This is a genomic window from Rivihabitans pingtungensis (assembly GCF_003201855.1).
Classification (GTDB): domain Bacteria; phylum Pseudomonadota; class Gammaproteobacteria; order Burkholderiales; family Aquaspirillaceae; genus Rivihabitans; species Rivihabitans pingtungensis.
Window position 1 is genome coordinate 296,747 of sequence record NZ_QJKI01000001.1, and the last position, 26,498, is coordinate 323,244.

At 64.7% G+C, this 26,498-nt stretch carries 23 protein-coding genes; 2 read left to right on the plus strand and 21 right to left on the minus strand.

What is annotated here, in order from left to right:
- Positions 1-23: 23 nt before the first annotated feature.
- From DFR34_RS01335 to DFR34_RS01420, 18 genes are all read right to left on the minus strand, one after another.
- On the minus strand, positions 24-1,094 hold the full coding sequence (locus DFR34_RS01335) for a FecCD family ABC transporter permease (protein WP_211309252.1): 1,071 nt from the start codon (positions 1,092-1,094) through the stop codon (positions 24-26).
- Positions 1,075-2,109, minus strand: a complete 1,035-nt coding sequence (locus DFR34_RS01340; protein WP_110389341.1) for an ABC transporter substrate-binding protein — start codon at positions 2,107-2,109, stop codon at positions 1,075-1,077. The genes DFR34_RS01335 and DFR34_RS01340 overlap by 20 nt, the downstream gene beginning before the upstream one ends.
- Before the next feature lie 106 nt (positions 2,110-2,215).
- Positions 2,216-4,426: a TonB-dependent receptor gene (locus DFR34_RS01345; protein ID WP_110389342.1), complete on the minus strand. Its 2,211-nt coding sequence runs from the start codon at positions 4,424-4,426 to the stop codon at positions 2,216-2,218.
- A 220-nt stretch (positions 4,427-4,646) separates the two neighbouring features.
- Entirely contained in the window at positions 4,647-4,847 is a 201-nt protein-coding gene (locus tag DFR34_RS17475; RefSeq protein WP_110389343.1) for a zf-HC2 domain-containing protein, read from the minus strand.
- A complete protein-coding gene (locus tag DFR34_RS01355; RefSeq protein ID WP_110389344.1) occupies positions 4,844-5,464 on the minus strand; it encodes a sigma-70 family RNA polymerase sigma factor in 621 nt (206 codons plus the stop codon). The genes DFR34_RS17475 and DFR34_RS01355 overlap by 4 nt, the downstream gene beginning before the upstream one ends.
- A gap of 97 nt (positions 5,465-5,561) precedes the next feature.
- Positions 5,562-6,764 (minus strand): cation diffusion facilitator family transporter, encoded by a 1,203-nt coding sequence (locus DFR34_RS01360; RefSeq protein WP_110389345.1) that lies wholly within the window; start codon positions 6,762-6,764, stop codon positions 5,562-5,564.
- Positions 6,765-6,855: 91 nt separating this feature from the next.
- Positions 6,856-7,290 (minus strand): hypothetical protein, encoded by a 435-nt coding sequence (locus DFR34_RS01365; RefSeq protein ID WP_110389346.1) that lies wholly within the window; start codon positions 7,288-7,290, stop codon positions 6,856-6,858.
- An 18-nt stretch (positions 7,291-7,308) separates the two neighbouring features.
- Positions 7,309-8,706, minus strand: a complete 1,398-nt coding sequence (locus DFR34_RS01370) for a sodium:proton antiporter (protein ID WP_110389347.1) — start codon at positions 8,704-8,706, stop codon at positions 7,309-7,311.
- A gap of 288 nt (positions 8,707-8,994) precedes the next feature.
- Entirely contained in the window at positions 8,995-9,384 is a 390-nt protein-coding gene (gene gloA, locus DFR34_RS01375; RefSeq protein ID WP_110389473.1) for a lactoylglutathione lyase, read from the minus strand.
- Between the two features lie 265 nt (positions 9,385-9,649).
- On the minus strand, positions 9,650-10,357 hold the full coding sequence (locus tag DFR34_RS01380; RefSeq protein WP_110389348.1) for a M48 family metallopeptidase: 708 nt from the start codon (positions 10,355-10,357) through the stop codon (positions 9,650-9,652).
- Positions 10,358-10,360: 3 nt separating this feature from the next.
- Positions 10,361-11,086: a lysophospholipid acyltransferase family protein gene (locus DFR34_RS01385; RefSeq protein WP_110389349.1), complete on the minus strand. Its 726-nt coding sequence runs from the start codon at positions 11,084-11,086 to the stop codon at positions 10,361-10,363.
- A gap of 56 nt (positions 11,087-11,142) precedes the next feature.
- A complete protein-coding gene (gene gmhB / locus DFR34_RS01390; RefSeq protein WP_110389474.1) occupies positions 11,143-11,688 on the minus strand; it encodes a D-glycero-beta-D-manno-heptose 1,7-bisphosphate 7-phosphatase in 546 nt (181 codons plus the stop codon).
- Positions 11,689-11,774: 86 nt separating this feature from the next.
- The gene (glyS, locus tag DFR34_RS01395; RefSeq protein WP_110389350.1) at positions 11,775-13,850 is read right to left on the minus strand and encodes a glycine--tRNA ligase subunit beta; all 2,076 of its coding nucleotides are present in this window, start codon (positions 13,848-13,850) and stop codon (positions 11,775-11,777) included.
- Between the two features lie 20 nt (positions 13,851-13,870).
- On the minus strand, positions 13,871-14,290 hold the full coding sequence (locus tag DFR34_RS01400; protein ID WP_146215027.1) for a surface-adhesin E family protein: 420 nt from the start codon (positions 14,288-14,290) through the stop codon (positions 13,871-13,873).
- Positions 14,291-14,295: 5 nt separating this feature from the next.
- A complete protein-coding gene (gene glyQ, locus DFR34_RS01405) occupies positions 14,296-15,186 on the minus strand; it encodes a glycine--tRNA ligase subunit alpha (RefSeq protein ID WP_110389352.1) in 891 nt (296 codons plus the stop codon).
- A gap of 161 nt (positions 15,187-15,347) precedes the next feature.
- Complete coding sequence (locus DFR34_RS01410) at positions 15,348-16,451, minus strand: anhydro-N-acetylmuramic acid kinase (RefSeq protein ID WP_110389353.1); 1,104 nt, start codon at positions 16,449-16,451, stop codon at positions 15,348-15,350.
- 92 nt (positions 16,452-16,543) lie between these two features.
- The gene (locus DFR34_RS01415) at positions 16,544-17,671 is read right to left on the minus strand and encodes a succinylglutamate desuccinylase/aspartoacylase family protein (RefSeq protein ID WP_110389354.1); all 1,128 of its coding nucleotides are present in this window, start codon (positions 17,669-17,671) and stop codon (positions 16,544-16,546) included.
- Between the two features lie 130 nt (positions 17,672-17,801).
- On the minus strand, positions 17,802-20,723 hold the full coding sequence (locus tag DFR34_RS01420; RefSeq protein ID WP_110389355.1) for a sensor domain-containing protein: 2,922 nt from the start codon (positions 20,721-20,723) through the stop codon (positions 17,802-17,804).
- 500 nt (positions 20,724-21,223) lie between these two features.
- On the opposite strand from DFR34_RS01420, the gene DFR34_RS01425 reads away from it, so the two are divergent.
- Positions 21,224-22,849, plus strand: a complete 1,626-nt coding sequence (locus tag DFR34_RS01425; RefSeq protein ID WP_110389356.1) for a methyl-accepting chemotaxis protein — start codon at positions 21,224-21,226, stop codon at positions 22,847-22,849.
- A 298-nt stretch (positions 22,850-23,147) separates the two neighbouring features.
- Positions 23,148-23,318: a hypothetical protein gene (locus DFR34_RS17045; RefSeq protein WP_158281710.1), complete on the plus strand. Its 171-nt coding sequence runs from the start codon at positions 23,148-23,150 to the stop codon at positions 23,316-23,318.
- A gap of 153 nt (positions 23,319-23,471) precedes the next feature.
- Here the strand turns inward: DFR34_RS17045 and asd are convergent, their stop codons facing one another.
- From asd to leuD, 3 genes are all read right to left on the minus strand, one after another.
- Positions 23,472-24,584, minus strand: coding sequence for an aspartate-semialdehyde dehydrogenase (gene asd, locus DFR34_RS01430; protein WP_110389475.1), 1,113 nt, complete (start codon positions 24,582-24,584; stop codon positions 23,472-23,474).
- A 95-nt stretch (positions 24,585-24,679) separates the two neighbouring features.
- Positions 24,680-25,747, minus strand: a complete 1,068-nt coding sequence (leuB, locus tag DFR34_RS01435; RefSeq protein ID WP_110389357.1) for a 3-isopropylmalate dehydrogenase — start codon at positions 25,745-25,747, stop codon at positions 24,680-24,682.
- A 109-nt stretch (positions 25,748-25,856) separates the two neighbouring features.
- Positions 25,857-26,495, minus strand: coding sequence for a 3-isopropylmalate dehydratase small subunit (leuD, locus tag DFR34_RS01440; RefSeq protein ID WP_110389358.1), 639 nt, complete (start codon positions 26,493-26,495; stop codon positions 25,857-25,859).
- Positions 26,496-26,498: the final 3 nt, after the last annotated feature.

The following is a 26,498-nucleotide window of genomic DNA, read 5'->3' on the forward strand; positions in this document are numbered from 1 at the left end:
GCGCAGGTCATGGGCGCGCAGCGTCATGCCGTCCACCCATGGCGGGCGCGGCGCAGCACCAGCACAAAGGCCGGGATGCCCAGCAGTTCGGTGAGGATGCCCAGCGGGATTTCCGTGGTGGTCAGCGTGCGCGCCAGGCCATCGGCACACAGCAGAAAAATCGCCCCCAGGCAGGCGCTGACTGGCAGCAGCCGGGCATTGCCGGGCCCGGCCAATAACCGCGCCAAATGTGGAATCAGCAGCCCCACCCAGCCGATCATGCCGGCCAGCGACACAGTCAGCGCCGAAGCCAACGTGGCCAGGGCAATCACCCCATAGCGCAGCGCGCGCACCGGCACGCCCAGGCTGCGCGCTTCGTCGTCGCCCATGCTCAATGCGTCCAGCCCGCGTCCGCACAGACACATCGCCAGCATGGCCAACAGCATCGGCGGCCCCAGCCGCGCCAGGTCGTCCAGATTGGCCATGGCCAGGCTGCCCATCAGCCAGTAAACAATCGCCGGCAGCTGGTTGTAGGGGTCGGCCAGGTATTTGCTGATGGACAGGATGGCGGTGAACAAGGCGCCGCTGATCATGCCGCCCAGCACCAGGGTGATCAGTGAGCCGCCGCACCAACTGGCCAGCAGCACGCCCAGCAGCACCGCCGCGCCGCCCAGGGCAAACGCGCCCAACTGCACCAGCCGCCAGTCGCCGCCATACAGCATGCCCAGCGCCGCGCCGGCCGCCGCGCCCGCCAGCACGCCCAGCAAGTCGGGCGACACCAGCGGATTGCGAAACACCGCCTGATACGCCGCGCCCGAACACGCCAGCGCCGAGCCCACCAGCACGGCGGTGAGCACGCGCGGCAGGCGGATGTCGATGATGAGATTGTCCAGCAAGGCCAAGCGCGCAGGCGGCAGGCTCAGCCAGCCCAGCTTGGCCAGCGCATAGCCCAGCACCTCAGTTGGCGGCAGCGGAAAACGGCCAATGCCCAGCGCCAGCAGCATGGCCAGTGGGGTGGCCAGCGCCAGCAGGGCCGGCAAGCTCGCGCGGCAGAGGCCGCGCCAACGCCGCGCCAGGCCAGCCGGCAGGGCGGGATTACTGAAACAGGCGGTCAATGTCTTGCTCCGTCAGGCTCACCCCCAGCACCTGCTGATAAAACGCCCGGGTGTGCGCCAGCCGGTCAAACGGCAGTTGCTTGGGGTAGAACAGCCCGGCCAGCCACTGCACGCCCAGCACGCGCATCAGCGACGGCGGACGGTCGATCCAGTTGTGCGGCCAGCGCGGCACGCTGTACACCCGGCCGGCGCGCACGGCTTTCACCTGCCGCCAGCGCGGGTCTTGCGCCACCACGCGGGCAAACTGGGCGTCCTGGGCGATGATGATGTCCGGGGCAAAGGCCAGCACCTGCTCCAGGCTGACTTTTTCCATGCCGGTGTGGTCCTTGGGCTGGCAGCGGTAGACGTTATAACCGCCGGCCAGCTCAATGGCTTCGGTGTGAAACGACTGATGGCAATCGGTGGCCAGGCCGTCCGGGCCTTCGGCGTAATACACCCGTGGGCGCTGCTCCAGCGGAATGCGCGCAGTGACTTGCGCCACCTTGGCCAGCGGCGCTTCCACCAGACGGGCCAGCGTTTCGCCGCGCGCCGGCTGGCCCAGCAGCCGGCCGGTGTAGCGCAGCGCTGCCGGCCAGTCGGCCAGCGTGTCCAGCTGGATGAACACCACGGGCAGGCCAATCTTGGCAAACGCCGCTTCAATGCGGGCCTGGTCAATAAACGGGCTCTTCCAGGCCAGGGCAATGTCCGGCTGCATGGCCAGCACAGCTTCCGGGTTCATTTGCTGGCCCATGCCGAAAATGCCGCCCACCACCGGCAGTCCGCGCAGGCGGGGCGGAAAATAGCGCTGGCCCTCGGCCGGAATCGGAAAGCTCAGGCCAATCATCTTGTCTGGCGCCAGGCTGTGCAGCAGCACATTCAGCGGCGGCGCGGCGCCAAACACCCGCTCGATATGGTCAGGCGCCTGCACGCGCCGGCCGACCATATCCACCACTTCGGCGGCCTGGGCGCTGGCGGCCAGCGCCAGACTCAGCGCGCCCCAGCTCAGCCGCCGCCAGGCGTCAATCATTCGTGTCATCAGTCATTCTCCGGGATAACGCCGCTCACCACGCCCGCGCCACACGTCGAGCCCGGCATGCTGTTTCAGCCAGCACAGGGGAACAGGCCGGGATGGTGAGCGACGCTTAGAAGGTCAGCTTGACCTTGCCCACCACCGTGCGCGGCGCGCCGGGGTAGTAGATGGCGCCATTGCTGGTGGTGTTGATTTCGCTGGTGCTGATCTGGCCGATATAGCGGCGATCAAACACATTCAACACGCTCAGGCCCAGCTCCCAGCCGCCCCAGCGCGCCTTGCCGGCATAGCTGAAGTTCAGGTCGGCGGTGAGATAGCCGGGCAGCCGCTCGGTGTAGGTGCTGGTGCCCCAGCGCGAACCGATATAGTTGACGCTGGGGGCGACGGTCAGCCCCTGCCACTGCCAGGCCGCGCCCAGATTGGCCATCCAGCGCGGCACATCGGGCAATTGCTTGCCCTGCACCGGCAGCCAGGCGCCGTTATTGGTGCGCACGTCTTCGCTGAATTGCGACCGGCTGTAAGACAGCGCGCCAAACAGGCGCAGCCCGCTCAGCGGGGTGAGGCCGGCCGACAGTTGCAGGCCATAGCCGCGGGTCTGGCCGATGTTCTGCGAATACACCGTGCGGGTTTGCTCGCTGTAGACATTCACCCCCTTATTGCGCGAGCGGCTGAAATACAGCGTCGGCTCCAGGTAGGCGCGTTCTGCTTGCCAGCGCAGGCCCAGGTCCAGCTTGGTGCTGAGCTCGGGCTTGAGCTGGTCCCAGTACTGCTGGCTGGTGGTGATGGCGCCGGACGGCGCCTGGTTGTAGGCGTCAAACGACGGCGCGCCGATGGTGCGGCCCAGGCTGGCGCGCGCTTGCAGTTGTGGGGTGAGCTGGTAGGCCGCGCCCAGTTGCGGCAGCCAGTAGGCCAGCGTGCGGCCACTGACGCTGCGCGCGGCATTGCGGCTGGCCAGGCTGTAAGCCTGGTCGGCGGAGACGTCCCAAGTGCTGTTGGCGCCGACGGTATAGGCGTCGATCGACGGCAGGGTTTCCCGCGCGTAGCGCAGGCCGCCCTGCACGGTCAGCGGGCCGGCCTGGTGCAGCGCGCTCAGATAAAAGCTGTGGAATTCATGGCGGTCCACGGTTTTCGACAGCATGGCCCAGCGGTCAAATTGCAGGCTGCCATTGCGGATCACATACTGTGTGCGCGTGGTCGGCGGCCCCGGCGGCTCGGTGGAGGTCCAGCTGTGGCCCAGTTTGATTTCGGTGTCGCCCCACAGCCCGCGCAATTCGCTGTTGACGCCATAGGTGGTGTGGTCGATCAGCCATTTCAGCACCTGGGTGTCGGTGCTGCCGGCGTACAGGTAGTAGCCTTGCTCGCGGCTGTAAAACGGCTTGATGCTCAGGCTCAGCGTCGGGCTGAAGGTGTAATTCAGCTCGGCCAGCAGCGCTTCGTTGCGAAAATCCTGGCGGTTGTAGTCGTAGTGCAGGGCGGAGTTGCGGTTGTTGGGGTAGTCACTGCGGTAATAGGCGTCCAGATTGGTGGCCTGGCTGTAGGTGAGCGCTTGATAGTTGTGCTGGGATTGCTCATTGCGCGCATACCACAGCTTGAGGTTCAGCGGCCCCAGCGCCTGGCTGAGGCCAAATTCCAGATTGTCGCGGTTGCCCGGCGCCTGGCCGTTGCCACGCCATTTATTGGCGCGGGTGTCCGAGGCCGAGATGAAAAACGCCGTGCCGCTGGCCAGTTGGCCGCTGTCGGCGCGGGCAAATACCCGCTGAAAGCGTTCTGAGCCCATGCTGAACGACAGCTCACCGCCCGCCTCGCGGCGCGGCCATAACAATTGGCTGTCCAGCGCACCATAGCTATTGAACAAGCCGGCCTGGTCGGCTGCCAGCGCGCCCTGGGCAAAGGTCAGGCTGACCAGGTTTTCCCGATCAAACAAAAACAGATAACCCGGCCCTGGCCCCGGCCCGTTCAGCGCCAGGCCTTCCACCGTGCCGGATACGCCATGGGTGCTGACTTCGCCGCGCACGCGCATGCCTTTTTGGCCGCCTTGCATATTGTTCAGGCCGTAGGCGTCCACCGGGGTGATTTTCACGCCGGGCAGGTCAGCCAAGTTCAGGTAGGGGTTGGTTCCGCCGGGGTTGCCAAACGCGCCCAGCGCCTCGCCGCCAACGCGGTAAACCGTGCTGGGCGTGACGCGTTCTGGTTTCAGCCAACCGTCTTCAGCGGAGGCAGAGACTTCCACCACCGGCAGGGTGGTCACTTCAGCGGCCAGGCTGGGCGCGCACAGGCTGGCGAGCAGGCAGGGCAGCAGTTTGCGGCGCATTGGGGGTGTCATGGGCCAGGGTTCCTCTCAAGCGTGTCATCCGGGGATTGCCCGCAGTATTCGTCATGTAAATGTTTATATATCGACGAACGGGCAACGACAGCTCAAGAGCACGCAAGAGCCAGGCCAATGGTTAATTTTGCTTAAAGCACCTTGAAATCAGCGTTTTGCTGATAGCCCAACAAAGCGAAGGGATTCGTTATGTCATCTTGACTACAACGAATGTCAGCTATCAGTCAGAAGAGTCACCCGGGTCTTCTGTGTGCCCAGGGGTGAACTGGCGGCAGGCGCGGTGCAGAAAATCCAGCTGCTGCTGATAAGCACGGCAGCCAGTGCAATAGCCCAGATGCACGCGCAGGCCCAGGCGTTCGCGAAAGCTGAGCGGGCGGTCCTGGCGCAGCGACAGCAGCCAGGTGGCGTGTTTGCAGTTCATGCGCGCGCCTCCTCGCCAAACCAGCGGGTTTGCAGACACAGCCGCAGCCCGGCGCGGGCGCGGTGCAGGATGACCCAGCAGTGATTGGGGGTGATGTCGAAATGGCCGCAGATTTCCGGGGTGTCCAGGTCGAGAAACTCGCGCATCATGAACACCCGTGCGGTGGATTCCGGCAGCCGGGTCAGGCAGGTTTCAAATACCTGCCAGAACTGGCGCTGCTCCAGCGAGGCGTCCGGATCGCTCCAGGCAGGCGGCTGGTCGTCGGCGTTCCAGTGGCCGCGCGCGTCAAAGAGTGCGTCAAAATCGTCAGCCTCGTCCTCACTGGGCAAGGGCGTCAGATACACCCGCCGGCGCTGGCGACGGATTTCGTCGATCAGCTTGTGCTTGAGAATGCCAAACACCCAGGTGCGCACCACTGCGCGGCCAGCAAAACGCTCGGGCGCGCGGCTGGCGGCCAGCAAGGCCTCCTGCACGGCGTCTTCGGCGCTGTCGTCGTCGTGGTTCAGGTATAAACAGGCAAAGCGCAGCAAGTCGCGGCGCAGGCTGGCCAAAAAGCCGGCGTCGCGCAGCAGGCTGGCGGCGTCGGCGGCAGACGGAGAATCAGCAATATCGGGCATGGAGCAGCACTGTAGCGAATGACAAGGCCAAAGGCAAAACTGGCGCGGCGCGCACGCCGCCGCCGCACCAGAAAAACCACAAGCGTATCAGAACACTCTACCGCAGCGCCGCCGGCTGGCTGGGGCTGGCTTCCAGTGTGTGGTGAATGCGCACCTGGCTCAGCCCGGCCACCTGGCCCACCAGGGCATGCAGTTGCCGGCTGATCCGTTCGCGCTCGGCGGCGTCGCGGCAGGCTTGTGGATCGAGCACGGCGTCCAGCTCCAGCACGCCGTTCAGGTAGTGCAACTCCAGGCTGATGCGGGCGCGCACGTGTTCGTCCAGCACCTCGGCCAGTGCGTCTTCCACCTGCGCCCGATGCGGCAGCGCCAGCATCTGCCGGCTGTGGCCGCTGTCGTCTTCCGGGTCGATGTGCACCATCACGTCCAGCACCCGGTGCGCGTCCAGCACGCGCTGGCGGGCGTTGGCGGCGATATAGTGCCCTTCCGAGACGCTGATGCGGCCATCCACCAGAATATGCACGTCCACCATGGCCAGGTCGCCCATGCGCCGGGTGCGCAGGTCATGCGCGCTGCGCACGCCGGGCGTGGCCTCCAGCGTGGCGCAGATGGCGGCTTGTTCTTCGTCGTCCAGGCTGTGGTCCATCAGGTCGGACAATGCCGACCAGCTGAATTTCCAGCCCATATGGGTGATCATGAAACCCACCAGCGCCGCCGCCAGCGGATCCAGCCAGGCAAAGCCCAGCAGATTGCCGGCCACGCCAACGCCCACCACCAGCGACGAAGCAGCGTCCGAGCGGGCATGCCAGGCATTGGCCACCAGCATGCTGGATTTCACCGATTCGGCGATTTTCAGCATATAGCGAAACAGCAATTCCTTGCTGACCAGCGCCAGCCCGGCCACCCACAGCGCCAGGCTGTGCACCTGGCCAATGCTGGCCGGATCGGTGATTTTATGCGCCGCCGACCACAGCATGCCCACGCCCACGCTGAGCAAGAGCACGCCAATCACCAGCGAGGCGGCGGTTTCAAAGCGGCCATGGCCGTAAGGATGATTTTTGTCGGCGTCGGCGGCACTGTGGCGGTTGGCGAACAGTACGACAAAGTCCGACACCAGATCCGACAGCGAATGCACGGCATCGGCCACCAGCGCCTGTGAGCCGGCCCACAGGCCGACCAGCATCTGGGTGATCGACAGGGCGATATTCACCCCCACGCTCACCCAGGTGCTGCGCTGCGCCGCCGCCTGGCGGGCGGCGTTGGGGGTTTCTTCGCGCGGATCAAAGGAATGGGAATGCGTCACAATACAAATTCCATCTAAATCAAAGACTTGGCATTGTGGCACAAATAAATGAATTTTCGCTTATCTGCATGGGCTGTGCCGACAGCAGCGCTTAGCGCCCGGCGCCAGCGCGCGCGCCGGGCATTGGCGCCAGCCGTCCGCCGATGATGCGCACCCGCTCGCCGCGTCGCCACGGCGGCGGCGCGGTGTAGGCAAAGGTGTGCGTCGGGCCGCTGTCCAGCTGCACATGCACCGTCCAGGCGCGGTTGCGCCAGCGCTCGGCGGCCAGTTCGCGCTCGACGATCTCGCCGGCCATCATGCCGGCCGCGCCGCCATAAATCGCCCCACCCGCGCCGCCGTGCTGGGCGCCCAGCTGCGCGCCGGCCATGGCGCCCGCCTGCTGGCCAGCGCCGTTCACCCGTGGCGCGGCGGGCGCTTCAATCCACACCACCACGCCATTGCGCGGCTGGGTGCCGACATTCCAGTTGCCGGCCGCCGCCAGCGGCGCGGCGGCCAGGGTCAAACTTAGCAGCAGCCTGTGCAGCATGGCGCGCTCCCGGTGGGTTTACAAAAAGAACAGCACGCTCAACAGCACAAACAGCGGGAACAGCCACACCCAGGCCCAGGCCATATAGCCAAAAAAGCCAGGCATGGCCACACCGCGATGCTCGGCAATGGCTTTGATCATGAAGTTGGGCGCATTGCCAATATAGCTGTTGGCGCCCATGAACACCGCGCCGGCCGAAATCGCCAGCAGGGTGCTGCTGTATTGCGTCATCATCAGCGCCGGGTCGCCACTGGCCAGGTTGAAAAACACCAGATAGGTCGGCGCGTTGTCCAGAAAGCTCGACAAGCTGCCGGTCATCCAGAAATACATCAAATCAATCGGGCTGCCGTCGGCGCGCGACACCAGGCCCACCAGTTGGGCCAGCGCGCCATCCGGGCCGGCGCGCAAAATGGCGATGGCCGGCGCCATGGTGATGAAAATCGCGCCAAACAGCTTGCCCACTTCGGCAATCGGCTCCCAGTTGAATTCATTGCCGTCGCGGATGCGGGTGGAAGTAAACGCCAGCGACGCGCCGGCCAGGCCCAGCAACATGCCGTCGCGCAGCAGGTTTTGAATGCCGACTTTCACGCCAAGAATGTTCAGCTCCAGCCCGGGCTTCCACATGCCGGACATCAGCACCGCGCCGACCACGCCGGCCAGCAGCAGAAAATTAAACCCGCCCTGCACGCCCAGCCGGGCGTTGTCCGGGGTGGGGTCGCGCGGCAACACGCCTTCTTTGCGGTAGTAATAACTGTCCAGCAGGTAAAACGCCAGCAGCAACAGGCCGCAGGCGGTGAGCACCGGCAGCAGCATGGCCTGGAAAGTCCAGCTGAAACTCACGCCCTTGAGAAAACCCAAAAACAGCGGCGGGTCGCCAATCGGGGTCAGGCCGCCGCCGATATTGCCCACCAAAAAGATAAAAAACACCACCACATGCACGTTGTGCCGGCGGTTGTCGTTGGCGCGCAGCAGCGGGCGAATCAGCAGCATGGCCGCGCCGGTGGTGCCCATCAGGCTGGCGCACGCAGCGCCCAGCGCCAGAATGCCGGTGTTCAACGCTGGCGAGCCGTGCAGATTGCCGGTGATCAAAATGCCGCCAGAAATGGTGTACAGGGCAAACAGCAGCACGATAAACGGCAGATATTCGTCCACCATGGCGTGCACCACCACATTGCCGGCGTCGGCTGGGCTCAGCCACAGCGCGCAGGGCAGCAAAAAGGCCAACGCCCAGCCCAGGGCAATCTTGCCAAAGTGATGGTGCCAGAAGGCCGGGGCAACAATCGGAAACAAGGCAATCGACAGCAGCAGGCCGGCAAACGGCAGCGACCACAACAAGGACAACTCGGCGCCGTTCAGGCCGGCGGCCTGCGCCAGCGTGGGGCACAGCAGAGCAAACACACACAATACACGGGACATCGCAGACTCCTGTGGCGCGCGGGGGGACGCGCGGTCAGGCCGGGCAAGGCGCCCGGCAGGGTCGGCGGCAGGCAGGGCCAAAGGGCGCGGCAGGGGCCGCAGGCAAGACAGGACAACCGCCTGGCCTGGGGGAGTCTGGCCTGCGCCGCCGCCAGGAGGCGGCGCAGGCGCGGTCAGCGGGAGCCGCGCCGAGCTGGCTTCGCGTCGCTCACCAAACCCAGTGAAGCAATCCTGGCTAGGCGCACGGCCGCACGCCACAACGCCAGGCGGGTTTGGTGAGCGGGACGCTTACTGCGTGCCGCGCTGAATGAATTCGATTTTGTAGCCGTCCGGGTCTTCGACAAAGGCAATCACCGTCGTGCCGTGCTTCATCGGCCCGGCTTCGCGGGTGACCTTGCCGCCCAGCGCGCGCACCTGATCACAGGCTGCCGCGGCATTGGGCACTTCCACCGCCAGATGGCCAAAGCCATTGCCCAGCTCGTAGCTGGCGGTGTCCCAGTTGTGGGTGAGCTCAATCACCGTGTGGTCGATTTCTTCGCCGTAACCGACAAAAGCCAGGGTGAAGCGGCCTTCCGGGTAATCGGTGCGGCGCAGCAGGCGCATGCCCAGCACTTCGGTGTAAAAACGCAGCGAGGCATCCAGATTGCCCACGCGCAGCATGGTGTGCAGTAAACGCATAATCAGAAAAAACTCCAACAGGCGCCGCCGTGGCGGCGCGGGGGTAAAGGGCGGGGGCTTAAAGCGGCTAAGAGTCGCTCACAAAACCCAGCGAAGCAGCCCTGGCTAGGCGTGTGCAGACAGTGCAAGCCGTACGGCAAGGTCACACAACAACGCTAGGAGGGTTTTGTGAGCCGCGCTTAATATTCGGGCAGATTCATCACCATTTGGCGCATTGTGCGCCGTCTGCCGTCAGCGCCTTGCGCCAGGCGGAGAAAACAGGCGCTCACCACTGTGGCGCATGCTGTCCGTATTGCCTGAGCCAGGCGCGTTGTGCCGCCCAATCGGGACATAAACGTGCCACTTCGACCCAAAAGCGCGACGAATGGTTCATTTCGATGCGATGCGCCAGTTCGTGGGCCAGCACATAATCAATCACCGGCAGCGGGGCAAACAGCAGCCGCCAGGACAGGCGAATCACCCCGTCGTGGGTGCAGCTGCCCCAGCGCGCGCGCGCGGGCGAGAGCTTGAGCGCGCTGGGCGGCGTGCGCCAGCGCCCGGCAAAGCCTTGCAGCCGTTCGGCAAACAGGCGGCGGGCCATGGCCTGATAGCGCTGTTTCAGCAGCTGCGCGGCGTGGGCGTCGTCGCGCGCGCCGCGCACGCACACCCGCTCCGGCTCCAGGCTGACGCCGGGCGGGCCGGCTTCGCGCACAATCGGCAGCGGCCGGCCCAGCAGCCACAGTTGTTGCAGCGCCGCCAGCTGCGGCGCAGGGGCCAGCGCGCTCAGGCGGTCCAGGTGTTTCCACAGCCAGTCGGCGCGCTGGTTCAGCAGGGCGACAATCTCGGCGTGCGGCAGGCGCAGCGGCGCGCGCACTTCCACCCCAGCCGGGCTGACGCGCAAGCCGATGGTCTTGCGCGCGCTGCGCGCCAGCGTGTAGTCCAGCGGCCCGCGCGCGGTGGCCAGCTGGTGCGAGCTAAGGCGCGCGCCGGCCATGTTTCAGTCCGGGCGGCACGGCCCACGGCCAACCAGCGCCGCTTGTTGCGCCAGCGTCCAGCTTTCCAGCGCCTGGGTCAGCGCTTCGGCGCTTTGGCCAGCGGGCAGGATGGGCGGGCCAATCACCACGTCGATCACGCCGGGGTGCTTCAGAAAAGAATTGCGCGGCCAGAATTCACCCGAATTCAGCGCCACCGGCGACAAGGGCACATCCAGCGACTGCGCCAGCCGCGCCGCGCCCTGCTTGAACTTGCCCGGCTTGCCCGGCGGCATGCGCGTGCCTTCCGGGAAGATCACAATCCAGAAGCCGTCGCGCATGCGGTCGCGGCCCTGGTCCACCATCTGCTGGGCGGCCTGGCGGCTTTTGCGGTCGATCATGATGGCGCTGACCGCCGCCAGCCCCCAGCCAAAGAACGGAATCCACATCAGTTCTTTTTTGGCCACCCACACCTGACGCGGAAAAATCAGTTGCAGGGCCATGGTTTCCCAGCCGGACTGGTGCTGGCAGGCAATCACCGAGGGGGTGTTGGGGATGTTTTCCAGCCCGCGCACGCGGTAATGCAGGCCGCAGGTCAGCCGCAGCCAGGCCAGCATCAGGTGCGTCCAGGTGGTGACCACGCGATGGCGCAGCACGCGCGGAAACGGCAGCATCAGGATGGCCAGCAGCGAATACGGCGGGGTCAGCAGCAAAAAGCCGACCCAATACAGCAGGTTACGCAACACTAACATGAGCAGGAACAATCGCTTTCTACAAACACGGACAAAAACCGGCGCGCGGCGCGCGCTCAGTCGGCATGGTGACGGATCAGATATTCCGCCGCCACATACAAATCGTCAAACACCAGGGTGCGCGGCGGCAAATCACCCTTGGCCAGGGTGGCCTCGCCCTTGCCGGTGCGCACCAGGATGGGCAGGCCGCCCACCGCCGCCACCGCTTGCAGGTCGCGCAGGCTGTCGCCCACCAGCGGCAGGCTGTCCGGGCGCAGGCCAAAGCGCTCGGCGATGTCCAGCACCATGCCCGGCAGCGGCTTGCGACAGGCGCAGCCGGCTTCGGGCTTGTGCGGACAGAAAAACACCGCGTCGATGCGCCCGCCGGCCTTATGCGCCAGATGGTGCATTTTTTCGTGCATGGCGTTCAGCGCGTGCATATCGAACAAGCCCCGGCCCAGGCCGGATTGATTGGTGGCCACCACCACATGCCAGCCGGCCTGCGTCAGCATGGCGATAGCGTCCAGGCTGCGCGGCAGCGGCACCCATTCCATGCTGTTTTTGACGAAATCATCGCGATCGTGGTTGATGACGCCGTCGCGGTCGAGGATGACGAGTTTCATGCATTCCATCCAGAAAAAACCGCCCGGACAGCACACGGCCCGCCGTTGCCAGCGGGCCGGGCGCAAGGGCGCAAAAAGAGCGTGGGTTATTCCGCCAGCAACGAAATATCCGCCACCCGGTTGAACAAGCCCGCCAACTGCGCCAGCAGGGCCAGGCGGTTCTGGCGCACGGCCAGGTCGTCGGCCATCACCATCACGCCGTCAAAGAAGGCGTCCACCGGGGTTTTCAGCGCCGCCAGGCGGGTCAGCGCGCCGGTCAGGTCGCCAGCGGCCTGGGCGGCGTCCACCTCGGCGCGCACGCTGGTGATGGCCTGGGCCAGCGCCTGTTCGGCGGCTTCGGCCAGCAGGGCCGGGTTGACCGCTTCGCTGACTTCGCCTTCGACCTTTTTCAGGATGTTTTTCACCCGCTTGTTGGCGGCGGCCAGGGTGGCGGCTTCCGGCAGGGCGCGGAAGGCGGCCACGGCGGCCAGCACGGCGCGCACATTGTCCAGGCGGGTGGGCGCCAGCGCCAGCACGGCGTCGATTTCATCAGCACGGGCGTCGGCCAGCAGCAGGTTTTTCAGCCGTTCCTGCATAAAGCCAAACACATCGGCGGCCACGGTGGCGGACAGCTTGCCAGCCGGGAAGGCGGCGGCGGTCAGCGCCAGCAGCGCGGTGATATCCAGCGGCAGCTCCAGCGCCATGCGCAGAATGCCCAGCGCGTGGCGGCGCAGGCCAAACGGGTCTTTGTCGCCGGTCGGGATCAGGCCGATGCCATAGATGCCGACCACGGTTTCCAGCTTGTCGGCCAGCGCCACGGCCTTGGCCACGTCGCCCACCGGCAGGCTGTCGCCGGCAAAGCGCGGGTGGTAGTGGCCTTCGATGGCGGCGGCGACGGTGTCGTTTTCGCCATCCAGGCGGGCGTAGTACATGCCCATGATGCCTTGCAGCTCGGGGAACTCGCCGACCATATCGCTGACCAGGTCAGCCTTGGCCAGGCGGGCGGCGCGGCGGGCGTCGTCCACATTGGCGCCAATCAGCCCGGCAATCTGGCCGGCCAGGCTTTCCAGCCGCTCGACGCGCTCCAGCTGGGTGCCAATCTGGTTGTGGTACACCACATTGCCCAGACGCGGCACGCGGCTTTCCAGTTTTTGCTTTTGGTCTTGCTCAAAGAAAAACTTGGCGTCAGACAAGCGGGCGCGCAGCACGCGCTCGTTGCCGTGGATGATGTGCGAGGGGTCGGCGGTTTCCAGGTTGGACGCCAGCAGGAAGCGGTTGATCAGCTTGCCTTCGGCGTTCAGCAGCGGAAAGTACTTCTGGTTTTGCTGCATGGTCAGGATCAGGCATTCCTGCGGCACTTTCAGAAAGTCTTCGGCAAAGCCGGCTTCCAGCACCACCGGCCATTCCACCAGCGCGGTCACTTCGTCCAGCAGGGCGTCGTCGCTGGCCAGGGTGGCGTTCAGCGCGGCGGCGCGGCTGGCCAGGCCAGCGCGAATGGCGTCGCGGCGGGCTTCAAAACTGGGGACCACCTTGCCCACGCTTTGCAGCGTGCTGACATAGCTGTCGGCGTCGGTCAGCGTGACTGCGCCAGCCGACAAAAAGCGGTGGCCGCCGGTTTCGCGGCCGGCCGTCAGGCCCAGCACTTCGCCAGCCACCACCTCGGCGCCGTGCAGCATCACCAGCTTGTGCACCGGACGGACAAAAGTCACGTCAGAATCGCCCCAGCGCATCACCTTGGGGATGGGCAGCTTTTTCAGCGCATCCTGCACGATGCCGGCCAGCACGTCGGCCAGCTTGGCGCCGGCGGCCTGGTAGCGGTAGAAAAAGGTTTCGCTCTTGCCGTCCAGACGACGCTCGAACTGGGCGACGGCGTCCAGGGCAATACCGCGCGCTTCCAGTTTTTTGCGCAACGCCGGGCTGGGCTGGCCATCGGCGCCCAGCGCCACCGCCACCGGCATGATTTTTTCAACGGCTTCTTCGTCGGCGGCCACCGCCAGCACGGCGGGAATGCTCACGCCCAGGCGGCGCGGGCTGGCAAAAATCTGCGCGGCGACGTCGGCGGCGACGAGTTTTTTCTCGGCCAGGCCGGCCACAATCGCGCCGGCAAAGCTGGCGGCCAGGCGCGGCAGCGCCTTGGGTGGGAGTTCTTCGGTAAACAGTTCGACAAGCAGGGTGTGTTTCATGGCGTCAGGTCAGGCATTCGTTAGGGTTGCGCAGGCGCGAGCTTGCAGACCACATCCAGCATGCCCGCGCCCATCGAGCCGTCCGGCGCAGGCTGGAATTTCCATTGGAAATCCTGCAACTGGAACAGCGAGTGGTAGACCGACTTGCCGGCCTGGTCAAAGAGATCAATCGAGGCAAAGGCGTAGCGGCGCTGAAGGCAGTCGCCGATCACCAGCATGCGTCGGGTGTGGAAAGAAATTTTCAGCTGCGGGTCGCGTTGTTGCTGGGTGTAGCGCTCTTCGTGCTCAAAGCGCAGCAGATTGTTTTTTTCCGTCCGCACCGAATTGCGGTCCACCGCCAGCGCGGCCAGCGTGCCGCGCTGGTACACCACCCAGTCCGGGGCGGCGAAAGCGGGCGCGGCGGCCAGCAGGGACAATGACAACAGGGCAAGTCGGCGCATCAGCGTCAGTCCTTTTTCAGCATCGGGAAGCCCAGCGCTTCGCGCGAATCGTAGTAGGCCTGCGCCACCAGCCGCGCCAGCGCGCGCACCCGGCCGATGTAAGCGGCGCGCTCAGTCACCGAAATGGCGCCACGGGCGTCGAGCAGGTTGAAGGTGTGCGAGCACTTCACCACCATTTCATACATCGGCAGCGCCAGATTCACTTCGTGCAGGCGCTTGGCCTCGCCTTCAAAGTCGTTGAACAGGCGGAACAGCAGCTCGGTGTTGCTGTGCTCGAAGTTATAGGTGGATTGCTCGACTTCGTTCTGGTGGAACACATCACCATAGGTGACAACCTGGCCATCCGGCAGCACATTCCACACCAGGTCGTAGACGTTTTCCACGCCTTGCAGATACATGGCCAAGCGCTCCAGGCCATAGGTGATCTCGCCCAGCACCGGCTTGCAATCCAGGCCGCCCACTTGCTGGAAGTAGGTGAACTGGGTGACTTCCATGCCGTTCAGCCAGACTTCCCAGCCCAGGCCCCAGGCGCCCAGCGTCGGGCTTTCCCAGTCGTCCTCGACAAAGCGGATGTCGTGCACCGAGGTGTCGATGCCCAGCTCGCGCAGGCTGCCCAGGTAGAGGTCTTGAATATCCGGCGGGCTGGGTTTCAGCACCACTTGATACTGGTAATAGTGTTGCAGGCGGTTGGGGTTTTCACCGTAGCGGCCATCCTTGGGGCGGCGCGAAGGCTGCACATAGGCGGCACGCCACGGCTCCGGGCCCAGCGCCCGCAGGAAGGTGGCGGTATGGAAGGTGCCTGCGCCCATTTCCATGTCGTAAGGTTGCAGCAACGCGCAGCCTTGCGCGTTCCAGTAGTTCTGCAAGCGGAGGATGATTTCCTGAAAGGTGAGCATAGTCCCGGCACGGCAACGTGAAAAATAACACGTCATTTTACTGGCGTTTGCGGGTGGGGGAAAGGTGGCGGTGATTCTGCTGCTGCCAGCCCAGCCCGATGGCGGCATCGCCAGCTGCCGTGACGAGGCAAGCCAGCCGGAAAACCCCTCATCGGCGGCGATCAGGCCGGATACAGCGCCCCCAGCACCCGCCCGCCTGTCGCGCCGGTGACGGCGGGCAGATTGCCCGGCAAGCGCTGCATAAACCGTTGCGCCAGCCAGGCAAAGGCCAGTGCTTCCACTTGCATGGCCGGCACGCCCAGTGCATCCGTGGCGCTCACCCGGCAATGCGGCAGCGCGGCGGCCAGCTCGGCCATCAGCAGCGGGTTCAGCGCGCCACCACCGCACACATACAGCGCACGGGTGGCGGGCGCGTGCTGGGCAATCGCCTGTGCCGCGCTGCTGACGGTCAGCTGCAACAAGGTGCGCTGCACATCGGCCGCTGCCAGACCAGGGTGAGCGGCCAGCCGCGCGTGCAGCCAGTCCAGCGAGAACAGCTCGCGGCCGGTGCTCTTGGGCGGCGGCGCAGCAAAATACGGGTCGGCCAGACAATCCGCCAGCAGCGCAGGCACGCAACGCCCGCTGGCCGCCCAGGCGCCGCCCGCATCAAAACGCGCCCCCGGCTGGCAATCGGCAATCCAGGCATCCATCAGCATATTGCCCGGCCCGGTGTCAAAGCCGATGACGGGCAAGGCCGGATCCAGCCGGGTGAGGTTGCCGATGCCGCCCAGGTTCAACACCACCCGCGCTTCGTGCGCGTCGCCAAACCAGGCCTGATGCGCTGCCGGCACCAGCGGCGCGCCCTGGCCGCCCGCCGCCAGATCGCGACGACGAAAATCGCCCACCACATCAATGCCGGTCAACTCCGCCAGCAAAGCCAAATCGGCCAATTGCACGGTGTAGCCAGCCTGCGGCGCGTGGCGCACGGTCTGGCCATGACACCCCACCGCCACCACCTGCGCCGCGCTGACACCAGCCTGCGCCAAGGCCAGCTGGCACACTTCGGCGTACAAGCGCGCCAGCTGCTGAGCCAAGCGGGCGGCGCGATCCAGTTCATTATCGCCCACCGGCTGCAAGGCCAGAATCTCGGCACGCAGCGCATCCGCATACGGCAGGCTGCCGCAGGCCAGTACGCGCGGTTGGGCGGCGGATAAATCCGCCAGAACGGCGTCTACGCCGTCCAGGCTGGTGCCGGACATCAGGCCGAGATAAAAACCTTGGGGCATATGTTGTGGTGAGATGTGCATTCGGTCAGTGAGAAAAAAGGGCGATCGTGTGGCATCGCCGTGCGGGGGCATGAGATGTTTCGGACAGGTATTTACGCCGTCAACAAGGCCCCGGTGCGAAACGGCGTGCTGCCGGCGATTTTGACCAGTTCCATGCCCAGCATGGCGTAGCGCTGTGTGGTGCGGGCGTACACGCGGCCAGCCACGCTGGCGCGGCGGGTGCTGCGCGTGCCGCTGATCGGGTCGAGCAGTTCACAAACCGGCTCACCAGCGTCCACCCAATCACCCAGGGAGCGCAAAAATGTGACGAGGCCGGCCCGGTCTGCGCGCACGGCTTCCGACCCGGCCAGAGGGGTGGGCGGAAACGGCAATGGCGGCAGGGGCGGGGGCTCGCCGCGCAATACGCCACGGTGGCGCAAAAAGGCCAGCAATCGAGCAGCGTCTTCCTGGGCCAGTTTTTCATCGACGTCGGTCTGGCCGCGCAATTCCAGCGTAACGGCCAGACAGGCCAGCGGCAGTGGATGATCCGGCGGCAAGGTGTCGGCCAAGCGCCACCAGGGCTGGCTGCATGCCTCGTCAAACGAGCAGGCCACGCCGCTGCCGCGCGCCAGCAGGTTGACTTCACTGCCCAGGCAGCGCGCCAGGGTTTCCGCCTGCGGCCAGTACGGGGTTTCGGTATACAGATGGACAATCGCCTCGGTATCGGCGTGCACGTCCACCACCACATCGGCATCGCAGGCCAACCCCAGCAGGGTGAGCCGCAGTGCGTCCAGCTCGCTGATGGCGTCCTGACGCAGCTCGGTCAGATGCTGGCGCATGGCGGCGCGCACCAGGGCGATATTGTGGGCGCCGTCATTGCCCCATTGCCCGGCCAGCCGGGCGCGCACCGGCTCGGCCAGCTCGGGGTAGCCCCGATTGAAATTGTCACCACTGTGCAGGGCAAAGCGGCCCACCGGCTCGCGCAGCACGCTTTGCCCCAGGCCGATCGGGTTGGCCACCGGCACGACAATCACCTCGCCAATCAGCTCGTCCGCTTGCTCGGCCGCCGCCAGCGCTTGCGCCAGATGGTGTAGCACCAGCATGCCCGGCAGTTCATCGGCATGCAGGCCGGCTTGCAAATACACTTTGGGCCCGGCGCCGGGCGCACCAAAGTGCAGGCTGACCACGTCGCGCTGCATACCCAGGCTGGGCGCGGGCAACGGGTGGGAATGACGGTGCATGCAAGCTCTCCGTAGGGCAGGCGGGGACAGCATATGGTATGTCAACTTGCTGCGCCGCTCCAGCGGCTTGGCGGACAGCTCAGGGGGCAACGGTCATCCTGTGGCCTGACATGCGGCAGGATGACCGTATTCAGGCGGCAGGCGCGGGCGGTGTCAGAAAGCGTTTGATGAATTCGGCTTCCGGGCTGGGGTAGCCCAGCAGATAGCCCTGGGCTTCGTCGCAGCCGCGCTGGGTCAGCAGGGCCAGCTGTTCGCGGGTTTCCACGCCCTCGGCAATCACCGACAGGCCCAGATTGCGCGCCAGATTCAGAATGGTGTCCACGATGGCGGCGGCGCTGGTGTCGCTGGCGATGTCGGTGACAAACGAGCGGTCGATTTTCAGCCGGTCAATCGGAAAGTGCCGCAGATAAGACAAGGACGAATAGCCGGTGCCAAAGTCGTCAATGGCCAGGCGTACGCCAATGCGCTTGAGCTCGGACAGAATGGCGATGATGGCCTTGATGTCACCCATCACCGTGCGCTCGGTGACTTCCAGCTCCAGACAGCGGGCGTCCAGCCGGTAACGAGCCAGTGCCTCCTGCACTTTGCCGGGCAAGCCCGGATCCTGAAAGTGGACGGCGGAAAGATTGATGGCGATGGTCAGCGGTTCGCCCTCGAAGGTCCACGCCGGCCAGCTGGCGCGCTGGCGGCAGGCTTCGTTGAGCACCCAGTCGCTGATGTCGCGGATCAGATGCGTGTCTTCCGCCACGGGAATAAAACGCGCCGGGCTGACCAGGCCCCATTGCGGGTGCTGCCAGCGGATCAGCGCTTCGCCGCCAATCAGCTTGCCGTCGCTCAGACGGAATTGCGGCTGCACATACAGGCGGAATTCATCACGACCATGGGCGTGCTTGAGGGCGTTGAACAGATTAAAGCGTTCGGCGGCGCGCTCGGACAAATCCGGCTTGAACAGGGCAAAATTATCGCCGCCCAGCGCCTTGGCCTCCTGCATGGCCGATTCAGCCTGCTGGGCCAGCACCTCCACCGTATCGGCGTCATACGGAAAGCAGCTGACGCCAATGCTGGCGCTCAGATGCACATTGGCGGCGCCGTCCACCGTGCATGGCTGGCGCACGGCATCCAGCAGACGCTCGACCAGCGGGCGCCATGACTCGCCGCCCCCCACGCTGGGGGCCAGAATCAGAAAATGGTCGCTTTCCAGCCGTGCCAGCGTGGCGTCGTCGTCCAGGCAGCTGTGCAGCCGCCGCGCCATCGCCACCAGGAGCGCATCGCCGGCATGTGGCCCGGTGATGTCGTTGACCAGCTTAAAGCCATCCAGATCGACAAACAGCATGGCCGCCGAGCCGCCGTGCGCCAGTTCGGCAGCCAGCGCCAGCCGGGCGCGCTCGTTGAACAGGTGGCGATTGGGCAGCAGCGTCAGACTGTCATAATTGGCCAGTTGATAGATGGCGCGTTCTTTTTCCTTGCGGCTGGTCATGTCGGTGAAAATGCCGATAAAGCGATGAATCGCCCCCTCGGCATTGCGAATGGCGGTGATCGACAGCCATTCCGGGTACACCTCGCCGGATTTGCGTCGGTTCCAGATTTCACCGGACCAGCGCCCCTGCTCGTGCAGCGACGCCCACATATCGCGGTAAAAGTTGCCGTCCTGGCGGCCAGAAGCCAATAGCGCCGGGGTATGGCCCACGGCTTCTTGTGCGGTGTAGCCGGTGATGCGCTCAAACGCCCGGTTCAGTGCAATGATTTTGCCGTTGGTGTCGGTGATGACAATCCCTTCACCGGAGTGCTGGAACACCTGCGCCGACAGCTGCAATTGCTCGGCGGCCTGCTCACGGTCGCTGACGTCAAACGACATGCCGATCACGCCGGGGCGACCTTGCTCGTCCGGCATTGGGGTGTAGTGGGTTTCCAGCCACAGGCGCTCGCCAAAGCGGCGCAGGGCGCTGAAGCGCTCGCCCTTGCGCGCGCGCTCAATTTGAAACGGGAAATCCGGCAGGCTGGCCAGGCAATCCTGCACCCGCGCGCCCACCACCGGGGTGAGGTTGGCCGGCAGGCCGCGCAGGCCGGTGCCTACGCACAGGGTAAAGCGGTTGTCGCCGTCCACTGCCCACAGAATCACTGGCAGCTGGCGCAGCACCTGATCCAGATAGGTTTCGCTCAGGTGCAGCTGGCGGGTGAGGTCGTGCCAGGCGGATTGGTCACGCAAGGTGGTCCACACCGCGTGACGACCATGAAAATTCAGCCGGTGCGAGCTGACTTCCACTGGCAGCTCCGGGCCGTCGCGGCGCAGCAGTCGTGCCTGCCAGCGATGCTCGCTACAGGTGTCGCTGGACAATACCGCATGCACCTGATCGCGCAGCACGGGCAGATCGTCAGCGTGCAGCAGGGAGGACAGTGGCGCATCCAGCAGGGCATCAGCCGATTCGTGGCCCACCAGCCGGGCGCAAGCCGGGTTGGCGAACAACACGCGCTGGCGGTCGTGAATCAGCATGGCGTCGCTGCTGGCGGCCATCAGCTCGCGTTCGTGGCCTTCTACCTGGGTGGCCAGCGCCATGGCCTGGTCGCGCTGGTGCAACAGGCTGAATACGCCCACCAGGGTGGCCAGCGCATCGCGCTCGGCCTCGCTCCAGTGATATGCACTGTCACGGTGCGCCACGCACAGCAACGCTGCCCCCTGACCGGGCACGCGCAGCACCGCCAGCGCCGCAGTCTGGAAGCTGTGCTGACCATCAAAAAACGGCGACAGCACGAATACCTCGCACATGCGTTCCGGCTGTTGCAGCAACCAGTGACCCAGTGCCGGGATGGTCTGGCAGAGCGGCATGCCCGATTCACTCATCGGGCAGCGGCTCAGGCAGCGATCATCCTGGATCTGGTAGTCCGGGCAAAAGGCATCCGCGCGGAAGGCGCCGTAATCGGCGCCCACCTGGGCACACAGCAGTTCAATCGCCTCACGCATCGGCGACTGGCCTGGCGTGGGCGTGGCAAAGAAACTTTCCAGGGTGTGCCGGACCCGCTGCGCCAATGTCGAAATGGCGTCAGTGTTGGTCATGTCCGCGACGGAACTGGCTGATGGATGAGACAGACTGGCATCTCCCTTGCTAAATCTACGGGGCTGAATCGGCCATGCGGTGCTGCCATAGGGTGGCAGGCAGGGCAAGGCGGGAGCTCGTTCAGGCGGCGCGCAGTGTAACACGCCTGCAACGGGCAACCAGCCGGGAATCCGCGCATTGTCTGACTTGGCGCAAATTCCCGACCTATGGTTTGACCAGGGCTTTGTCCGTATGCTACGGCCCGGATTGCATTCGGGCCGCAACGGACGTGCACCACACGATCCATAACCAGTTTTGCAAAATGGTTACACAAAAGTCATGTTTTGACCATGCACCATTTGAGCTTAGCAAAAAAACCGGCAGCGTTCACCCCGCATAGCCGGTGCTCAGGCGTCCGCCTACCCCATGGCGGGCATAAAGAAGATGAGTGCCAGCGCTTCCTACCCGGAAGGCCGCCGGCCCGCGCCACAGCCGGCGCGGATCACGAGAGAGACGATTCATGAAGCTGACCCTGTCGCGCAAGCTGTACGGGGGATTTGGCGTGGTGCTGGCCATTCTGGCCGTGCTGGTTGCCGCTGCCTTATTCTCTACCGACCGTCTGGTCGAATCCAAAACCGCCAGCCAACGCAGTTACGACACCGTGCAGCGTGCGCTTGAGCTGGAAAACCAGCTGGCCAATATCAGCATTGGCATTCGCGGCTTTATGCTCACCGGCAAAGAAGACATGCTCAGCGCCGTGTATGCCGGCGATGGCGAAGTGGAAAAAACCCTGAAAACCCTGCGCGCCAATCTGGCCGATCAGCCAGAACAACTGGCGCGGCTGGATAAAGTCTCCCAGCTCAAGGGCGCGTGGATGGGCACCTCGGTGTATCCGGCCATTGAGGCACGGCGCGGCAAGTTGAATGACAACACCGCCATTGGTCAGGTATCCAGCTATTATCTGTCGCTGGGCGGCACCGACAAGGCCGGGCTGATTCGCCATGAGCTGCGCGCCTTTATGGCCGCCGAACGCCAGGCGCTGGAGGCGCGCAACGAAGCAGTGGAGCAATCCACCGCACTGGCGCGCACTGTGCTGCTGGGCGGCGGCGCCATCGCCCTGTTGTTGGGCTTGTTGATTGCCGCCGGTCTGGGCCGCCATATTGCCGGCCGCCTGCGTCATGCGGTGGACGTGGCACACGCCGCCGCCCAGGGCGACCTCACCGTCAAGGTGCGCGCCGACGGTCACGACGAAGTGGCCGACGTGCTGGCTGCGTTTGCCAGCATGCAACAGCGCCTGCGCACCCTGCTGACTGACATCCAGCACGGCGCGCGCAATCTGCTGGATTCGTCCGGGCAGATTTCCGCCGCCTCGGCGCACATCAGCGAATCCAGCGAAGTGCAATCCCACTCCGCCACCGCCATGGCCTCGGCGGTGGAACAACTGTCGGTGAGCATTGGCCATGTCACCGAAAGCGCCGCCGAAGCGCAGCGCATCTCCACTCAATCCGGCGAATTGTCGATCAGCAGCGGCGACATCATCGCCCAGGCGGTCAGCGGCATTCAGCATATTGCCGAAAGCGTGACCCACGCCGCCGAAGAAATCGCCCAGCTGCAAGCGCAGTCCAGCAAGATTTCGGCGATTGTCACCGTGATTCAGGACATCGCCGACCAAACCAATCTGCTGGCGCTGAACGCTGCCATCGAAGCCGCCCGCGCCGGCGAGCAAGGGCGCGGCTTTGCCGTGGTGGCCGACGAAGTGCGCAAGCTGGCCGAGCGCACCAGCCAGGCCACCGGCGAAATCACCCAGATGATCCAGTCCATCCAGAACGGCAATCAGGGTGTGGTCTGCACCATGCAGGAAGGCGTAACCCAAGTCACCCAAGGCGTGGCGCTGGCGCACCAGGCCGGCGAAGCGGTGGTCAGTATTCGCGCCAGCGCCGAGCGGGTGGTCAATGTGGTCGGCGCCATCACCACGGCGCTGCAAGAGCAGGTGCAGGCCAGCGCCGACGTGGCCGCCAATGTGGAAAAAATCGCCGCCATGGCGGAAAGCAACAGCCAGTCAGTGCGCCAGGCACACAGCACCGCCGTGGGCCTGCAACAGCTGGCGCAGACGCTGGAGCGTTCGGCGGCGGGTTTCAAGGTGTAAAGGCGCACTGATTCTGCCACGCATCGCACGAAGAGCCGCTCACAACCCCCCCTGGCGTTGTGGTGTGACCTTGCCGTACTACCCGTACTGTCTGTGGTCACACGCCTAGCCAGGACCGCTTCGCTGGGTTTTGTGAGCGACTCTCACTTTGGCGCAGTTCACCCCGCACGGCAACCGGGTGAGGCATACCGTGGCCTGAACAGACAAATCGACACGGTGAGGGCCGCAGACAAAACCGGTCTGGCGCGATGGATTAGCGTTTTTATTTCACGCGCATGCGTTACGTTGGCGAGGTCAGGTGGGCTGGTTTCAGCTGGGTGCCGAGCCTGCGTTCTATGCGCCAAAACACTCGGTGCTGATTTTTAATCCTGCAGGAGGGGTAGATGTGGCCAGCGGCGCCAACCTGGGGGATACCAGTGATTTTCTGCAGGGCTTGCACAGCGCTTACGATGCCAGCCTGATGATTTGATGGCAGGTGCTGCTGACGCTGTTGCCGGCTACAACAGGCTGGAGAGTGTGGAGGGTTTGTTGGCCGGATCGCCGGGCCAAGCGCCGCTCGCCACGCCAAAGGCTTGTGAGCGGCGCTTGGGTCATCATGCCCTGCGTGGCAGCGCCTTGCTTGTTACTTGTCCAGCACGATGCGCAGCATGCGGCGCAGCGGTTCGGCGGCGCCCCACAGCAGTTGGTCGCCGCAGGTGAAGGCGCTGATGTATTCGCCGCCCATGCCCAGCTTGCGGATGCGGCCGACCGGGACGGTCAGCGTGCCGGTGACGGCGGCCGGGGTGAGGTCTTTCATCGAGGCTTCGCGCTGGTTGGGCACCACTTTCACCCAGTCGTTGGCCTTGGCCAGCAGGGCTTCGATTTCGGCCACCGGCAGGTCTTGCTTGAGCTTGATGGTCAGCGCCTGGCTGTGGCAGCGCATGGCGCCGATGCGCACGCACAGGCCGTCGATGACGATCGGGCTGTCGCTGCGGCCCAGGATCTTGTTGGTTTCCACGCCGCCTTTCCATTCTTCCTTGGATTGGCCGTTGCCCAGATCTTTGTCGATCCACGGAATCAGGCTGCCGGCCAGCGGCACGCCAAAGTATTCGGTCGGGTTGGCGTCCGAGCGGATGAACTCGGCCACTTTGCGGTCGATGTCCAGGATGGCGCTGTTCTTGTCGGCCAGCTCGGCGGCCACGGCGGCGTTGACTGCGCCCATGCCCTTGAGCAGTTCGCGCATATTGTTGGCGCCAGCGCCCGATGCCGCTTGGTAGGTCATCGAGGTGGCCCAGTCCACCAGGTCGTTCTGGAACAAGCCGCCCAGCGCCATCAGCATCAGGCTGACGGTACAGTTGCCGCCGACAAAGGTCTTGCCGCCCTTGGCCAGCGAGTCCTTGATCACGTTCATATTGACCGGGTCGAGGATGATGACGGCTTCGTCTTCCATGCGCAGGGTGCTGGCGGCGTCGATCCAGTAGCCGTTCCAGCCAGCGGCGCGCAGCGGGCCGTAGACTTCGGTGGTGTAGTCGCCGCCCTGGCAGGTGATGATCACATCACATGCCTTGAGCTCGCCCAGGTTTTTGGCGTCCTTCAGGGCCGGGGCGGTTTTGCCGCCAAAGCTCGGCGCGGCGCCGCCGGGGTTGGAGGTGGTGAAATACACCGGATCGATGTGGGCAAAGTCGTTTTCTTCGACCATGCGCTGCATCAGCACCGAGCCGACCATGCCGCGCCAACCAACCAGACCTACTTTCAACATGATGATTTCCTTACTTTTTTAGTTGTGCATTCTGTATGCCGCCCGCAGGCGGCAAGTGGGGGGTGTTGTCTCGCTTTGTACTGCGCCGGCAATCAGGCGGTCAGCGCCTTGATCACCGCATCGCCCATTTCCACGGTGCCGACGCGGGTGGCGCCGTCTTCGTAGATGTCGGCGGTGCGCAGGCCTTGCGCCAGCACCGATTTCACTGCGGCTTCGATGCGGTCGGCGGCGGCATCCTGGTTAAAGGTGTAGCGCAGCATCATCGCCACCGACAGGATGGTGGCCAGCGGATTGGCCAGGCCCTTGCCGGCGATGTCCGGGGCGGAGCCATGAATCGGTTCGTACAGGCCCTTGCCGTTGGCGTCCAGCGAGGCGGACGGCAGCATGCCGATCGAGCCGGTGAGCATCGAGGCTTCATCGGACAGGATGTCGCCAAAGATGTTGCCGGTGACCATCACATCGAATTGTTTCGGGTTTTTTACCAGTTGCATAGCGGCGTTGTCCACCAGCATGTGCGACAGCTCAACGTCCGGGTACTCGGCGGCCACTTCGGTGACCACGTCGCGCCACAGCTGGGTGGATTCCAGCACGTTCATTTTGTCCACCGAGCACAGCTTTTTGCTGCGCTTTTGCGCGGTCTTGAACGCCACATGAGCGATGCGGCGGATTTCGCTTTCGCTGTAAATCATGGTGTTGAAGCCGACTTTTTCGCCGTTGCGCACTTCAATGCCGCGCGGCTCGCCAAAGTAGATGTCGCCCACCAGTTCACGGATGATCATGATGTCCAGGCCGGCCACCACTTCCGGCTTCAGCGACGAGGCGTTGGCCAGCTCGGGGTAGAGAATCGCCGGGCGCAGGTTGGCGAACACGTTCATTTCTTTGCGGATTTTCAGCAGGCCGCGTTCCGGGCGCTGTTCGCGCGGCAGGGTGTCGTACTTGGGGCCACCCACCGCGCCCAGCAGCACGGCGTCGGCTTCCAGCGCCAGCTTCAGCGTGGCATCCGGCAGCGGCACGCCGGTGGCGTCCACCGCGCAACCGCCAATCAGGCCGGTTTCGGTTTCAATCGGCAGGCCCTCGGCCTTGAGCACGTCGAGCACGCGCAGCGCTTGCGCAATAATTTCCGGACCAATGCCGTCACCCGGCAGAACAGCAATTTTCACTTGAGTTTTCCTTGTCAAACAATGTTCTGAATCAGTGCGCCGATGGCGCAGTATGCCATGATTGGCCACCATCAAGGGCCATCCGCGCACACTGCGCCACCCGCTCAGCTTACACGTAGAACCACGGCAGGCTTTGCTTGCGGGCGTCTTCAAACGCGCGGATTTTATCGGCGTGCGCCAGGGTCAGGCCGATTTCGTCCAGGCCGTTGAGCATGCAGTGCTTGCGGTGCGGGGTGATGTCAAAGGCAAACGACTGGCCGGACGGGGTGGTGACGGTCTGTGCGGCCAGGTCCACGGTCAGGCGGTAGCCTTCGCTGGCCACGCATTCTTTGAACAGCTGATCCACCACCTCGGCCGGCTGCACAATCGGCAGCAGGCCGTTTTTGTAGCAGTTGCTAAAGAAAATATCGGCAAACGACGGGGCGATGACCACGCGCAGGCCTTGGTCTTCCAGCGCCCACGGCGCGTGTTCGCGCGAGCTGCCGCAGCCAAAGTTCTCGCGCGCCAGCAGCACTTGCGCGCCCTGATAGCGCGGGAAGTTCAGCACAAAGTCCGGGTTCACCGGGCGGGTGCTGTTGTCCATGCCCGGTTCGCCGTGGTCGAGGTAGCGCCATTCGTCAAACAGGTTGGGGCCAAAGCCGGAACGCTTGATCGACTTCAAAAATTGCTTGGGGATGATGGCGTCGGTGTCCACATTGGCGCGATCCAGCGGGCACACCAGGCCATTAAGAGTGGTGAAGGCTTTCATGGG

Coding starts and splice junctions, on each gene's coding strand:
- DFR34_RS01370 (WP_110389347.1), bottom strand. CDS start 8,706: ATGTCCCGTGTATTGTGTGTGTTTGCTCTGCTGTGCCCCACGCTGGCG.
- glyQ (WP_110389352.1), bottom strand. CDS start 15,186: ATGCTCACCTTTCAGGAAATCATCCTCCGCTTGCAGAACTACTGGAAC.
- DFR34_RS01410 (WP_110389353.1), bottom strand. CDS start 16,451: ATGCCCCAAGGTTTTTATCTCGGCCTGATGTCCGGCACCAGCCTGGAC.
- glyS (WP_110389350.1), bottom strand. CDS start 13,850: ATGAAACACACCCTGCTTGTCGAACTGTTTACCGAAGAACTCCCACCC.
- DFR34_RS01415 (WP_110389354.1), bottom strand. CDS start 17,671: ATGCACCGTCATTCCCACCCGTTGCCCGCGCCCAGCCTGGGTATGCAG.
- DFR34_RS01420 (WP_110389355.1), bottom strand. CDS start 20,723: ATGACCAACACTGACGCCATTTCGACATTGGCGCAGCGGGTCCGGCAC.
- DFR34_RS01400 (WP_146215027.1), bottom strand. CDS start 14,290: ATGCGCCGACTTGCCCTGTTGTCATTGTCCCTGCTGGCCGCCGCGCCC.
- DFR34_RS01340 (WP_110389341.1), bottom strand. CDS start 2,109: ATGACACGAATGATTGACGCCTGGCGGCGGCTGAGCTGGGGCGCGCTG.
- DFR34_RS01380 (WP_110389348.1), bottom strand. CDS start 10,357: ATGGCCGGCGCGCGCCTTAGCTCGCACCAGCTGGCCACCGCGCGCGGG.
- DFR34_RS17475 (WP_110389343.1), bottom strand. CDS start 4,847: ATGAACTGCAAACACGCCACCTGGCTGCTGTCGCTGCGCCAGGACCGC.
- gmhB (WP_110389474.1), bottom strand. CDS start 11,688: ATGAAACTCGTCATCCTCGACCGCGACGGCGTCATCAACCACGATCGC.
- DFR34_RS01345 (WP_110389342.1), bottom strand. CDS start 4,426: ATGACACCCCCAATGCGCCGCAAACTGCTGCCCTGCCTGCTCGCCAGC.
- DFR34_RS01385 (WP_110389349.1), bottom strand. CDS start 11,086: ATGTTAGTGTTGCGTAACCTGCTGTATTGGGTCGGCTTTTTGCTGCTG.
- gloA (WP_110389473.1), bottom strand. CDS start 9,384: ATGCGTTTACTGCACACCATGCTGCGCGTGGGCAATCTGGATGCCTCG.
- DFR34_RS01365 (WP_110389346.1), bottom strand. CDS start 7,290: ATGCTGCACAGGCTGCTGCTAAGTTTGACCCTGGCCGCCGCGCCGCTG.
- DFR34_RS01425 (WP_110389356.1), top strand. CDS start 21,224: ATGAAGCTGACCCTGTCGCGCAAGCTGTACGGGGGATTTGGCGTGGTG.
- DFR34_RS01355 (WP_110389344.1), bottom strand. CDS start 5,464: ATGCCCGATATTGCTGATTCTCCGTCTGCCGCCGACGCCGCCAGCCTG.
- leuD (WP_110389358.1), bottom strand. CDS start 26,495: ATGAAAGCCTTCACCACTCTTAATGGCCTGGTGTGCCCGCTGGATCGC.